Source organism: Chryseobacterium hagamense, from assembly GCF_007991455.1.
Taxonomy (GTDB): domain Bacteria; phylum Bacteroidota; class Bacteroidia; order Flavobacteriales; family Weeksellaceae; genus Chryseobacterium; species Chryseobacterium hagamense.
Window position 1 is genome coordinate 61,922 of the sequence record NZ_BJYJ01000007.1, and the last position, 13,108, is coordinate 75,029.

12 protein-coding genes are annotated in these 13,108 nt (G+C 41.6%); 8 read left to right on the plus strand and 4 right to left on the minus strand.

Annotation, left to right across the window (positions count from 1 at the left end; translation table 11 throughout):
• Positions 1 to 398: 398 nt before the first annotated feature.
• Positions 399 to 641, plus strand: coding sequence for a hypothetical protein (locus CHA01nite_RS08965; protein WP_146940979.1), 243 nt, complete (start codon positions 399 to 401; stop codon positions 639 to 641).
• Between the two features lie 57 nt (positions 642 to 698).
• Here CHA01nite_RS08965 and CHA01nite_RS08970 read toward each other — a convergent pair whose 3' ends face one another.
• From CHA01nite_RS08970 to truA, 3 genes are all read right to left on the minus strand, one after another.
• A complete protein-coding gene (locus tag CHA01nite_RS08970) occupies positions 699 to 2,459 on the minus strand; it encodes an ABC transporter ATP-binding protein (RefSeq protein ID WP_146940980.1) in 1,761 nt (586 codons plus the stop codon).
• Between the two features lie 348 nt (positions 2,460 to 2,807).
• On the minus strand, positions 2,808 to 3,149 hold the full coding sequence (locus tag CHA01nite_RS08975; RefSeq protein WP_146940981.1) for a hypothetical protein: 342 nt from the start codon (positions 3,147 to 3,149) through the stop codon (positions 2,808 to 2,810).
• A gap of 619 nt (positions 3,150 to 3,768) precedes the next feature.
• Positions 3,769 to 4,503, minus strand: coding sequence for a tRNA pseudouridine(38-40) synthase TruA (gene truA / locus CHA01nite_RS08980; RefSeq protein ID WP_228458379.1), 735 nt, complete (start codon positions 4,501 to 4,503; stop codon positions 3,769 to 3,771).
• Positions 4,504 to 4,633: 130 nt separating this feature from the next.
• Between truA and lpxK the strand changes: the two genes are divergently transcribed.
• The 5 genes from lpxK to CHA01nite_RS09005 all read left to right on the plus strand — a co-directional run bounded on the left by lpxK (position 4,634) and on the right by CHA01nite_RS09005 (position 9,771).
• Positions 4,634 to 5,659, plus strand: coding sequence for a tetraacyldisaccharide 4'-kinase (gene lpxK, locus CHA01nite_RS08985; protein ID WP_146940983.1), 1,026 nt, complete (start codon positions 4,634 to 4,636; stop codon positions 5,657 to 5,659).
• The gene (locus tag CHA01nite_RS08990; protein WP_146940984.1) at positions 5,643 to 6,458 is read left to right on the plus strand and encodes a purine-nucleoside phosphorylase; all 816 of its coding nucleotides are present in this window, start codon (positions 5,643 to 5,645) and stop codon (positions 6,456 to 6,458) included. The genes lpxK and CHA01nite_RS08990 overlap by 17 nt, the downstream gene beginning before the upstream one ends.
• Positions 6,459 to 6,550: 92 nt before the next feature.
• A complete protein-coding gene (locus CHA01nite_RS08995) occupies positions 6,551 to 7,072 on the plus strand; it encodes a TlpA family protein disulfide reductase (RefSeq protein WP_146940985.1) in 522 nt (173 codons plus the stop codon).
• Positions 7,073 to 7,156: 84 nt separating this feature from the next.
• Complete coding sequence (gene dinB, locus CHA01nite_RS09000; RefSeq protein ID WP_146940986.1) at positions 7,157 to 8,254, plus strand: DNA polymerase IV; 1,098 nt, start codon at positions 7,157 to 7,159, stop codon at positions 8,252 to 8,254.
• A 44-nt stretch (positions 8,255 to 8,298) separates the two neighbouring features.
• Entirely contained in the window at positions 8,299 to 9,771 is a 1,473-nt protein-coding gene (locus tag CHA01nite_RS09005) for an alpha-amylase (protein WP_146940987.1), read from the plus strand.
• Between the two features lie 290 nt (positions 9,772 to 10,061).
• Here the strand turns inward: CHA01nite_RS09005 and CHA01nite_RS09010 are convergent, their stop codons facing one another.
• Positions 10,062 to 11,387, minus strand: a complete 1,326-nt coding sequence (locus CHA01nite_RS09010) for a carboxylesterase family protein (RefSeq protein ID WP_146940988.1) — start codon at positions 11,385 to 11,387, stop codon at positions 10,062 to 10,064.
• A 578-nt stretch (positions 11,388 to 11,965) separates the two neighbouring features.
• On the opposite strand from CHA01nite_RS09010, the gene CHA01nite_RS09015 reads away from it, so the two are divergent.
• Both CHA01nite_RS09015 and CHA01nite_RS09020 read left to right on the plus strand, forming a co-directional pair.
• A complete protein-coding gene (locus CHA01nite_RS09015) occupies positions 11,966 to 12,391 on the plus strand; it encodes a hypothetical protein (RefSeq protein WP_146940989.1) in 426 nt (141 codons plus the stop codon).
• A gap of 186 nt (positions 12,392 to 12,577) precedes the next feature.
• Positions 12,578 to 13,105, plus strand: coding sequence for a hypothetical protein (locus CHA01nite_RS09020; RefSeq protein WP_146940990.1), 528 nt, complete (start codon positions 12,578 to 12,580; stop codon positions 13,103 to 13,105).
• Positions 13,106 to 13,108: the final 3 nt, after the last annotated feature.

Sequence of the window (13,108 nt, forward strand, 5' to 3'; positions counted from 1 at the left end):
CAGCACGCTCTTCAGACAGTGTTTACAGGTAGTGTTTAATTTTTTCTTCTGCTTTAAATAAAGAAAGTACCATTGGCTTACCCTTTAGAAATTACCTGTTCAGGATCATGTAAAAAACAGATTTTAACAAAAGCAGAATATTTTATTTTTACTGAAACAGAATGAAGATGTAACAATTTTCCTTCCCCTAAAAGCTATTGTTAAAGAATACTGTGAATTACTTTCTCCGACTGAAAAACGATGCTGCCGGATTATGGCATTTTGTAAAGAAATCCGACGATGTCCAGATCCATTTTTCTTCCAAAAAACAGATTCCTGCTGATTTTTAACCTGCTGCTTATTGAACCGGTACTGCATTTTATCATTGTTTTCCATCTCGGGAATTATGTAAACGACTCATGGAACAGAAAGCTTTTGTACTTCCCGGCGATACGGTAAGTCTTGAATCGGATATTCAGGATGATAGGATTTACAGCCTGAAAGCGGATCATTACCAGCTTCAATGCCTGCTGGACTATCTTTATGGTACCAATCAGATGATTACCGGCGAAGGTATGGTAAACATCCGTTTTACTTCCGGAAAAGGAATTTCAAAAGAGGAATTTTTAGGCCTCCTCAAAAAGAATTATGAAATTAAATAAAAAAAATAAAGGTTAAAATCGCTGCTGATTTTAACCCTTTTTATTTATTTAAAACAATTATTTCTTGCTTTCCTCTTCTTCCAGCTCGATCTCATGTCTCAGCTGGGCTTTGTATAAAGTGGAATAATATCCGTTTTTATCCAAGAGTTCGAGGTGTTTGCCTTCTTCTACTATTTTACCGTGTTCCATTACAATGATCTTGTCTGCTTTTTCAATCGTTGAAAGCCGGTGCGCAATAATGATGGAAGTCCGGTTTTTGGTAATCTTTTCCGTTGCCCGCTGGATCAGCTTTTCACTTTCATGGTCGATGGAAGAAGTGGCTTCATCCAGGATCAGGATTTTCGGATCCGACAGGTAGGCCCGCAGGAACGACAGCAGCTGTCTCTGTCCGAGAGAAATAGACGACCCTCTTTCGCTCACCACATAATCATAGCCGCCGGGCAGCTGTTCTATAAACGCGTCAACTTCAATTTCCCGGGCTCCCGCTTTTATTTTATCCAGCGTAATGCTTTCGTCCCCGAAAGAAAGGTTCTCGAAAATACTGCCGTGGAACAGGAATACATCCTGTAATACGACACCGATATGGCTTCTCAGATTGTACAGCTCATAATCTTTCAGGTCGGTATCATCAATCAGGATGTTTCCTGAATTGATATCGTATAATCTGGTAATCAAACTGATGATCGTGGATTTTCCGGCTCCGGTGGCACCTACGATGGCTACCGTTTCTCCCGGGTTTACCCTGAAATCGATTCCTTTGAGTACTTCCTGCTTATCGTCATAGGCAAAATGCACGTTTTTAAATTCAATCTTTCCGCTGAAATGATCTTTCTGTACGGTTCCGGTATTCGGCATGGCATTATCCTCATCCATGAGTCCCAGAACCCTTTCGGCTCCTACGATACCACGCTGGATGTTGTTGAAACGGTCGGCGATCTGCCTCAGAGGACGGATCAGCATCGAGATGTATTGGATAAATGCAATCACTACCCCCGCACTGATCGTGATGTAGCCTCCGTAAAAAAGAATGAACCCGATGAACAGTGAGGAAATCAGTTCGACCACCGGAAAGAACAATGAGAAGATGAAAACCGTTCTCAGCAAGGCGCTTTTCAGCGTAATATTAATGTCATCAAACTTTCTGAACTCGGATTCCTGCCGGTTGAACACCTGGATGATCGGCATTCCCGCCAGCCTTTCCTGCACAAAAGAGTTCTGGTTCGACGTCCAGTTCCTTTCATCCCCGAAAGCCTTTTTCAGCCGTTTCTGGAAAAACCGGGTAATCACCACCATCAGCGGTAAAATCGCCAGGGTAATATAACTCAGGTGAACATTGGTACTGAACATCATGATCAGGACAAAGACAATTCTCAGGACGTCCCCGAATACCATCAGGAAACCGTCGGTATATACCGTGGCAATGGTTTCCACATCACCGACCGCCCTGGTAACCAGTTGCCCGATCGGCGTTTTATCGAAAAATGAAGTTTTAAAATAGATCAGCTTGTTGTACAGCCTTTCCCGGATATCCCGGATCACATTCTGCGATATGAAATTGGAAAAGTAAACGAGGAAAAAGTTGAGCACCGTTTCAGCACATACCAGACCTACCAGCAGATAGATATGCTTCATCATCAGCGTTTTGTCTTTCAGTCTGGTAATATCGTTATCCACCACCTCCATCGTGAGATAAGGCCGGTACGTCGAAACCATGGCAAGGATAACGGATATAATTAACGTAAGGATAAACCATGAGCGGAACTTCATTCCGATAAAGAACAGCCGCTTCACGATCCCCCAGGTATCTTGTTTTTTCATTGTACGAATTGAAGAAAGAATTATATAAAATTCTATGCAAAAATAAGACTTTCTGAATTGTCTGGCTTTACGTATGGATGAATTCGTAATGAAAATTTATGATGACCGTTATTTATGGAATGGATAAAGCCGGAAGGGGGATGCCGGATACCGGAAGTTTGTTGCCTATAGTCAGAGCCATCCGCTTTTTAATATGAATTATATGGTATATATTTCGTTTTACGTTTTTTTAAACAAACATAATTTGAACTTCAAGACTTTCAGAAGTATTTTAATGGATGTTACTTCCATCATCCGGCATCCGTCTTTCAGCCTTTCAATATGGTGTCTAATTGGAGTTCACATTTTTTACAACTCCTTTTTTCCAATTTCCTCGATTTCCATCGCGGGTTTTTTAAGGCTTTCTTTCCTGAATTTATCTTCAAGGATTTTATAGAATCCCCAGACTGCCGCTACGGAAAGAACCCATCCTACAAGATTCAATGCCGAAAACTGCATAAAATTGTTGTCATCCAGAGAAGCTGGATCCGTAAGCCCTGCATAAATTCCGTAAGAGAAGGCGAAGACAAACTGGGTTCCGAGGTAAACGCCCAACGCCAGAAGGCCGTAATGCCATTTTGTTTTTCCGAACCGTCCTGCAAGACCTGCGTAGTACCGGTAGGCTGCAATTAAAATAAAAATTCCAATCATGGTATCAGTTTTAATATATTAAAATAAGAACGACAAAGATAACCATCTTTTTATTTCCCTCAGAAAATTAAGCAGATATTAACACAAGTAAATCTGGCAGATTTGCGAAAACCTATTAAAATAGCCCATACGTTTTTGAGATTATTTGACGGAAATTTGATTACAGTTAACTTATTTGACGGAACCCGAAGTAGAATCCGGATGAAAAGGCTGGAAGATGGATGCCGGAAGTTTCTTCTGTGAAAAACAGGATCAAAGGTCCTGATGATCAAACCGCATCTTTTATCATTCTACCAACAGTTATTCTCTTTAAAATCCCGAATGGAATCGCCTTAATTTTATTTTCAATTGAATAACAGACTGAATACAAATCGAATATGCTCAAACTTATACGATCTTAAGTCCTTAAGGGACGAATTATTACAGGACAGGATAAAATCCTATCGGAAGCATGAACCATTGATTCATCTTACGAAGAGTCATTCTATTGATTATCAAAAAGATTTCATTTGATAATCAATATCTTTAAAAGTAATATTGACAATAGAAACTTCCAGCCCGGCATCCCTTTTCCAACCTACCCATGCGATTTCTGCTCCGGCTTTAAGTTAAATTAAATTCAATCAAACTCATAGCCCACATCCACCAGATACAGCCCATGGGCCGGTGCAGAAGTTCCAGCGGAATTACGGTGCCTGGCTTCAATTACTTTCCGCACATCCTCGGGCTTCAGCTTTCCGGTACCGACTTCCACCATGGTACCGACGATTGCCCGTACCATATTCCGGAGAAAACGGTTGGCAGAAACCGTGAACTTCAGTTCGCTTCCGTCTTGCTCCCATTCTGCTTTATAGATTTTGCAGAGGTTGGTCTTATTATCGGTATGGAGCTTGGCAAAGCTGGTGAAATCTTCATATTCGAATAAAATTTTACAGGCTTCATTCATCTTATCCACATCCAGCGGTTTTCTCCAGTGCTGCCAGGCCGATTCTTCAGTAAACGGGTTTTTCTCCAGCGAAATATAATATTCATACGTCCGGAAAGTCGCATCGAATCTCGCATGAAAATCATCCTTTACCTGGAAGATCCTTTTAACGGAAATATCCGGCGGCAGAAAACTGTTCAGTCTTCTTGATAGATTCTGATCCACTGCCTGGTCAGTCTCAAAATGGGCGAACATCTTCCTGGCATGGACCCCGGTATCCGTTCTTCCCGCTCCCGTTGTCTTAATATGTTCCCGCAAGATCGTGGAAAGCGCTTTTTCCAGTTCTTCCTGCACGGATATGGCCTCCGGCTGGATCTGGTAGCCGAAATAATTCTTGCCGTTGTAAGAAAACTCAATGAAATACCTCACTGTAATAAAAATAAGTCTGCAAAAATACTGTAATTTAATGATAATCAACCGCAGAATTTTTAAAATAAATATTGAAAAGAAGCTACCATATTGATTCAAATCCATGTGAAAATTCCTATTTTTGCAAGGTATGAAAAGATGGTACCTCTATCCTTTTTCCTTAGGCTATCACATGGTAACGGGTATCCGGAATACCCTGTATGATTTAGGGCTTTTTAAATCGACGAAATTCAATACCCCGATCATCTGTGTCGGGAATCTTTCCGTGGGCGGAAGCGGAAAATCGCCGATGGTGATGTATCTGGCCCAGTTCCTCTCCAAACATTACCGGACCGGTGTGCTGTCCCGTGGCTATGGCCGTCTTACGAAAGGCTATGCCGTCACCAACTACGAAAGCAATTACAAAACGGTAGGCGATGAAGCCATGCAGCTCTTTGAGCGTTTTAAAAACCGTTTCGTGATCGCCGTTTCCGAAGAGCGGGTTCCCGGTGCGCGAAAAGTAATCAGCGATATGGATCTGGATGTTCTGGTTCTTGATGATGCCATGCAGCACCGTGCCATCAAACCTGGATTCAATATCCTGATGACGGATTTCAACGATCCTTATTTCAAAGACCATCTTCTTCCGGGCGGAGACCTCAGGGAATCACGAGCCGGCTCCAAAAGGGCAGACCTTATCATGGTGAGCAAATGCCCCGATGAACTGACGGAAGAAACCAAGCAGTATTACATTTCCAGAATACGGCCGGACCGCACCCAGAAAGTGTTCTTCTCCTCCATCGGATACGACGAAAATGTGTACGGAAGGGAGAAAATGCTGCCGGACAACAACCTGAATTATTACGACATCCTCCTGATTACAGGAATCGCCAACCCGAAGCCCCTGCTTACCCACCTGGCGAAATTTTCACAGCGGGTAAAGCATCTGAAGTTCCGGGACCACCATAATTTCACGGAAGCCGATATCAAGACGATCGTTGCCGAATACAAGAAGTTAGGTGAATATAAATTAATCCTGACCACCGAAAAAGACTACGTGCGTCTTAAAAGTTTTGACTATCTTCGGGATATTGTTTACTACTGGCCAATCAATGTGATCATTGATAAAAAGGAAGAATTCAACCAAATCATCCTAGATTATGTTAGAAAAAATTAAGCAGGCTTCGGAGTTTATCAGAAGTACGATTAAAGACATTCCTGATTTTGCGGTTGTTCTCGGTTCAGGACTGGGAAAACTGCAGGACGAAGTGGAAGCCATCCGGGTTCTGGAATATGATGAAATCCCGAATTTCCCGCAGACGACCGTTGCCGGACACAGCGGAAAACTGATCTTCGGAATGCTGGAAGGCAAAAAAGTGCTGATGATGAGCGGCCGTTTCCATTATTACGAAGGCCACTCCATTGAGGCCGTTGTTTTTCCGATACGGGTTTTCCATCTGCTGGGCATTAAAAACCTCATCCTTTCCAATGCTTCGGGAGGCATTAACCCGGATTACCGGATCGGCGATATCGCGATTGTGAAAGATCACATCAACATGATGCCTGAGCACCCGCTCCGTGGCAGGAACATCGATTCTTTCGGTCCCCGCTTTGTGGATATGAGTGAACCGTACAACCGGAAAATGATTTCAGTCGCCGAAAACGTGGCTGCTGAAAATAATATCCCCGTTCATCAGGGCATTTACGTCGCTCTTCAGGGTCCCACGTTTGAAACTCCGGCAGAATACGGCATGATCAAGGCCATCGGTGGTGATATGGTGGGCATGAGCACCGTTCCGGAAGTTATTGTAGCCAGACATATGGGAATGGACGTGTTCTGCGTTTCGGTAATTACCGATCTCGGAGGGCCGGACATCGCCTTTTCCGTTTCCCATGAAGAAGTACTCAATGCCGCCAATAAAGCGATGCCGAATGTGATTGCCCTGGTGAAGGGAGTAGTGAAAAATTCTCAATAGAAATTCTCAATCTTACCCATTCTCAGTATTGCACGAAAAGCAATTCTTAATCGTATCTTATAGGCTACATTTGCATAAATATTTTTTTGAACATGAAAAAACTGTTGTTGTTACTAATGATGGGAATTTTCGGATCAGGCTTTTCACAACAGGCTCCGAAAGTCCTGAAAAAGACGTTTTCCAGAGAAGCCCTGGCTCAGAAACTGGAAAATGAAGAAGGAAAAACAGTAACCATCCAGCAAATCCTGGATCAGCATAAAGGGAAAGTACTTGTCATCGATTTCTGGGCCGGATGGTGCCGCGACTGTCTTAATGCCCTTCCGAAAGCCAGAGAGCTGGAAGAAAACAATACGGATATCGACTTTGTGTTTCTGTCACTGGACCGTTCCAAAGAAGGTTTTGAGAAAAGTCTGGAACGTTTTGATATGCAAGACAAGGAAAATTACTGGTTTGCGGCCGGCTGGAAAAACGATTTTAACAATTATATTGATCTCAACTGGATCCCCAGATACATGGTGATCGACCAGAAATCAGCCATTGCCAGATACTATGCGATTTCTCCGGAAGATCCCGAAATCCAGGCTACCATCAACAAGCTTTTAAAAAAAGGTTAGGCTAAGAATAAGGGTCAGATACCTCTAACCCTGGACATTAAACCTGGAGCATTAAACTCTGACAGGAATCCATATCTTTGCGGTATGGATTTTTCTTTTCCCACCCGCAAAATCATTCATGTCGATATGGACGCATTCTATGCTTCCGTGGAGCAACATGACAATCCTGCGCTGAAAGGAAAAGCCATTGCCGTCGGCGGACAGCACCGGGGTGTCGTAGCTGCTGCCAGCTATGAAGCCCGTAAATTCGGAGTCCGTTCCGCCATGCCCAGCAAGACGGCCCAACAGAAATGCCCCGATCTTATTTTCGTACCGCCGCGATTTCCCCGCTACAAGGAAGTATCCAGGCAGATCAGGGAAATTTTTCACGAATATACCGATCTGGTGGAACCGCTGTCGCTGGACGAGGCATATCTGGATGTTACGGAGAATAAAAAAGGCATGGAATCCGCGAACCTCATTGCAAAGGAAATCCGTCAGAAAATTTTCGAGAAAACCGGGCTTACCGCTTCTGCAGGTATTTCGATTAACAAGTTCCTGGCGAAAGTAGCTTCCGACATCAACAAGCCGAACGGGCAGAAAACCATCCACCCCAATCACATCGAAACTTTCCTGGAAGAGCTTCCGGTAGAGAAGTTTTACGGCGTCGGGAAAGTAACGGCCAATAAAATGTTCAGCCTGGGCATTTACAAGGGGAAAGACCTAAAGAAAAGATCCCTTGAAGATTTAACGAGGCTGTTCGGAAAATCAGGAGCCCACTATTATAACGTGGTCCGTGGAATCCATACTTCCGAGGTCAAGCCGCACCGGATCCAGAAAAGCGTAGCCGTGGAAAGGACGTTTTCCGAAGATCTTTTTGAAGAACAGCAGGTTAACGAAAAGCTGGAAAGCCTCAGTGAAGAACTGCATAGCCGGCTGCAGAAAAACAATATTCTGGGGAGAACCTTAACGCTGAAGATCAAGTATAAGGATTTTTCCCTGTATACCCGAAGCATGACGCAGGAAGATTATTTTTCCCTTCCGGAACAATACGTGAAGACCGGAAAAAAATTATGGGAGCTCCGGCCTTTCGACAAGCCGGTACGGCTGTTGGGACTCTCCCTCTCCCATCTGAATACGGAAGAAAAAAAACAGGTTTCCGTACAGCTGAAAATACCATTCGAGGAATTTGATCATCGATAATCCGTTTTTTTTCACTAAATTGTAGTAACCAAATTTACAATTTTATGAACGAAACGATGATTCAGTACTTCCATTGGTATTCTGAGGGAAACGGAAAGCTATGGAAGCAGATACAAAATGATGCAGAATATTTAGCCGGTCTCGGCATTACATCCGTCTGGTTCCCACCGGCTTACAAAGCGGCAGGCGGACAAAATTCTACAGGATACGACACGTATGACCTGTATGATCTCGGAGAATTTGACCAGAAAGGATCCGTGGCGACCAAATACGGCACCAAGGAAGATTATCTCAAAGCAATCAATACTTTAAAGGAACACAACATCAAGACGATCGTAGATATCGTACTGAACCACAAAGGCGGCGGCGATGAGCTGGAAACGTTTAAAGTGGTAAAGGTGGATGAGAACGACCGTGAAAAAATTATTTCAGACGAATTCGAGATCCAGTCGTATACTAAATTTACATTCCCGGGAAGGAACAAAAAATACTCCGATTTCGAGTGGAACTTCACCTGTTTTACGGGAGTGGATTATGCCGAAGGAATGGATTCCCATATTTACATGATCAAATCCGAATACGGCGACAGCTGGGAAGAAATGATCGATGATGAAAAAGGCAACTATGATTACCTGATGTTCAATGATATCGAACACCGAAATCCTTTTGTACGGGAGGAGCTGAACAAATGGGGAAAATGGTATTTTGACCAGACGGATTTTTACGGCGTACGTCTGGATGCCGTAAAACACATTTCCTATACATTTTATAAAGAGTGGCTGACCATGCTGCGCTCCAACACCGGCCAGAACATTTTTGCCGTAGGAGAATACTGGGCTCCGGGACGCCTTCCATTGCTTAGAAAATACATTGAAGCTACCGAAGGCTGCATGAGCCTATTCGACAGTTCGTTACATCACAATTTCCACAATGCTTCAAACGAAGGCGGCTCGTACGATCTCCGCAGGATTTTTGATGAAACCTTAACCAAGGAAGACCCTCTGCATTCGGTAACCCTGGTGGATAATCATGACACCCAGCCGCTGCAGGACCTGGAGGCACCTGTAGAAGAATGGTTCAAGCCATTGGCTTATGCGCTGATCCTTTTAAGAATAGACGGTTATCCATGCGTTTTTTATCCTGATCTATACGGTGCCCATTATGTAGACAAAGACAAGGAAGGCAACGACCAGGAAATATTCCTCAACAAAGTGGATGGTATCGAAGAACTGCTGAAAGCCAGAAAAGACCATGCTTACGGTGAGCAGCGGGATTATTTTGAAGATGCCAACTGCCTGGGATGGGTGCGTTACGGTGACGAAGAACATTCCGGATGTGCCGTAGTGCTGAGCAACAAAGATGCTTACGAAAAACCCATGGAAATGGGCGAAAGATACATTGGAAAAACATTTTATGATACCCTTGGAAGATCTGAGGATAAAGTAACCATCGATGAAAACGGCTGGGGTACTTTTCCTGTACCTGCCGGGAACGTCAGCGTATGGCTGGAAGAATAATAAGGTTAATTGGCTGGAAGACGGATGCTGGAAGTTTTCCTACCGATCATTTTAAAGCTTCAAATGGGTATTCTTTATTAATTGTTAAAAAAGAATCTTTAAAAATTTTGAATTTTCCAATATTGTTCTTTTTTGTTAATTCATTGGAATTACATTAAATATGATCTAATCCACTTTATTTTACTCTATTATCGCTCCGGAGGAATTATTGGCTTTGTTTGCATTCGGCAAATTAATCTAAAGTTCTTCGGAGCGATTATTTTTCAATTGATTCTAATTTTTTTTTTAAACTAAATTTTCCGGAGTTCAAGCATTTCCGGAAGTTCCTGATTTTCAGATATTTTTCCTGTTGCCGCAAACTCAGCCCAAAGTGTGCGTAGCTTTCTGCCATTCTCCTGAATATACTTCCAGGGAATTTCTTTTAATAATTCAGAATCTTTCCAGGCTTCTCCGTTTTCGAAAATCAGAGGAAGATCAATACAATGGGAAGCACCGATGTTATGATTCTTTAAAGTCAGTCTAAGGGTAAACCGATAGACATTTCCTCCGCCATCAGCATAATTCACGGCAAAAGCATCAGCCGGTTTTTCGTATATGGATTCCGTTGTTTTCCGGACAATGCTGTTGAGAATTCTGTTGTGAAGATAAGTATACAGTCCTTCCTGGGCGGTTTTCACATAGAAGGCCGTTTCATCCTGGTTGGATCCGATCAGCACATCATATTTTTCCGCATTCTTCTTCCATCGTTCCAGGCTTTCTTCTTCTGTGCACAACGGGGCAGAACCATATTGCGTACAGAAAGGCATGGCGGTTTTTAAACCATATTTCCGGAATGACGGCAGAAAATTCACATATTCATCCACCATTTTTAAAGGATCTTCTTCATGTTTCAGGAATTCCGTTTTCCGGAAAAACTCCAGCGACATTTTCTGTCTTTTAAGCCTGAAACCCAACGGTGCACTATGGATAATTGCCCTTTGAAACAACCCGTCTGTTCCTTCTGAAATCATCAGATGGGCAATGGCATCACCGCCGGAGGACTGCCCGAACAGCGTGATGTTTCCAGGATTCCCGCCGAAGCTTCTGATATTTTTCCGGATCCATCGTAAAGCTTCCATGATGTCGAACAGGCCAAGATTCGCCGGACGTTCTTCGCTTCCGCCCAGAAAACCGAAAAGCCCGAGGCGGTAAGAAACGGAAACAATAACAATCCGCTGTTCTTTCACCCACACCGACGGATCGGAAGTCGGCAGATCTCCGCAGCCGATTTCATAAGATCCTCCATGGATCCATACGACCACCGGAAGATTATCATTCTCATTTGGATTTAAAGGGCGCGTTACGGTTAAAAACTGAGGTGATTCGTCAGGTTCAAATTGTTCCACATCCGTTTTCTGAATCAGCCTTTCCAGCAACGGACTGATGTGCTGCGGGCATACCGGAGTTTTCTCCGGAATTTTATGAAATCCAACATCTACCGGCACAGGCTTCTGATATCTTCCGGAACGGGCATACCGGATGCTTTTTGCCCGGATCACCCCGTTTTCCTGTATCGCTGAAATTTTTCCGGAAGGAGTCTGAAAAGTAAGAATTCCTGAATGCTGCTGGGTCGTCATGCCGAAAACAAAATTTATATTCTATTAAATATAATGATTTTTGAGTTAACACTAAATGCACTTTTATTTATTTGCTTTAAAAATGGTTTGGAAAAATTTGACCCATAAGTCATGTAAGATTTAGATCAGGCTTTGAAAATATTTCAGAACACATGACAGTGAAAATAAGATTTTTGTTTACCTGCTTTTTGTTATTTCTCCGTTTACATTGAGAAATATCAGGATACGAATGGTCCTGTCCTATCTCTAAAACTAAGTTGAGATGCCTGCGGCATAACAAAAGGACTGGATATTAAAATTTGAACGATGTGAACAAATGCATCTCCAGTGGCTGAGCGGAGCCCAAATTACCCGCAATCATTTGTGAAAATCTAAGCAAATCTGAGGTTTTATGGAACATAAGTGAAAATCAAATTCCTTACAACTTTGGACATAGATCAATTGTAGATGAAACATTAACATTTTTTACAAATTATGTTTCAGGAATAAAAGGAAAAACAACTTTTCTGAAATTTGAAATAACAAATATTGGAATTCATGTTGTGGACACTCGATCAGAGCACTTTGAAGAAGCTACGATGAAAGCTATAGTTAATTGTTTTGACAAAACTATCAATCCGTTTAATGGTGATTTAGCCGCAAGAATTTCAAAACAGACTTTGGAATATAGTCGCCAACATAAACTTGGATTTTTAAAAAATGAAATAATAGAATCACTTAAGATTGATAATATTTCAGAAATATTCGCAAAAATCTTCAGTAGGGAGAATATAGATTTACGAATGCTTAATGGAGCTAATTTTAATGTTTATATGAATGATAGTTTCGAAAAAAGAAAAGTATTGTTAGAGACATCAGATATAGAAACCTTAAAAAAATTTGATGCCATAAATGATTGGGAAAATATTATGGATATTGGAAAGGCTCATATTGCAAAAATTTTAAAAGACCAATACGATATGAGTTACCATTTCAATATTAAATTTGAAGATTTTAAAAAATGAGAAAAATCCCTAAAACTGCCTAACAATGGTTTTGCAAAATTGCTGTTGTTTAGTCCAGCCGAGCAAACTAAATTTTAATTTCCGTAACTCCCGCAAAGCCTAAGGACTTTGCTATTGCTATTAAAATCTCAAAAACGATGAATATCCTAAAAAAAAATTGACATAAACAGAAACTGTGTTTTTTTATTGTTATTCTCAATCTTTATTTCTTGTAATTCACAAGAAGCAGATGAATATGAAATTTTAAATTTAGTAATAGATAAATGTGTACTTAAAGCAACTGACCCTGAAGAACTTGCCAAAATTGAAGATCAGAAAAAAATAAGTTTAGTCGAAGCATTGGACGTTTTAGATAATAGATCGCAAAATCAACAATATACATTTTCCATGTCAGATACTCTTCTTGCAGAAAATTTACCAGCGGATGTTTGGAATTATTTGCACAGTTACGATATTTTTGAAAATAAGAAATATAATGAATCAATTCTTATCGATTTTAATAAGATCAAGCCTCTTAATAACAGGAATAGAGTTAATAAACCACAACTAAATGATCATTATCTTGGTCACTTCAGATTTTACAGAGTTCTTTTCGATAATACAAGAGAAACAGCTTATATGCGAATAGATATTCCAGAAAGCAAAGGTCGTGTTTTTGGTTCTTGGGGATTAACGTTGCGAAAAGAAAATGGAAAATGGAGATTGAAAAATTGATTT

Bases quoted from the DNA above. Each gene is read 5' to 3' on its own strand.
- CHA01nite_RS08965 (WP_146940979.1), top strand. From the start codon at position 399: ATGGAACAGAAAGCTTTTGTACTTCCCGGCGATACGGTAAGTCTTGAA.
- CHA01nite_RS08970 (WP_146940980.1), bottom strand. From the start codon at position 2,459: ATGAAAAAACAAGATACCTGGGGGATCGTGAAGCGGCTGTTCTTTATC.
- CHA01nite_RS08975 (WP_146940981.1), bottom strand. From the start codon at position 3,149: ATGATTGGAATTTTTATTTTAATTGCAGCCTACCGGTACTACGCAGGT.
- lpxK (WP_146940983.1), top strand. From the start codon at position 4,634: ATGAAAAGATGGTACCTCTATCCTTTTTCCTTAGGCTATCACATGGTA.
- CHA01nite_RS08990 (WP_146940984.1), top strand. From the start codon at position 5,643: ATGTTAGAAAAAATTAAGCAGGCTTCGGAGTTTATCAGAAGTACGATT.
- CHA01nite_RS08995 (WP_146940985.1), top strand. From the start codon at position 6,551: ATGAAAAAACTGTTGTTGTTACTAATGATGGGAATTTTCGGATCAGGC.
- dinB (WP_146940986.1), top strand. From the start codon at position 7,157: ATGGATTTTTCTTTTCCCACCCGCAAAATCATTCATGTCGATATGGAC.
- CHA01nite_RS09005 (WP_146940987.1), top strand. From the start codon at position 8,299: ATGAACGAAACGATGATTCAGTACTTCCATTGGTATTCTGAGGGAAAC.
- CHA01nite_RS09010 (WP_146940988.1), bottom strand. From the start codon at position 11,387: ATGACGACCCAGCAGCATTCAGGAATTCTTACTTTTCAGACTCCTTCC.
- CHA01nite_RS09015 (WP_146940989.1), top strand. From the start codon at position 11,966: ATGAAAGCTATAGTTAATTGTTTTGACAAAACTATCAATCCGTTTAAT.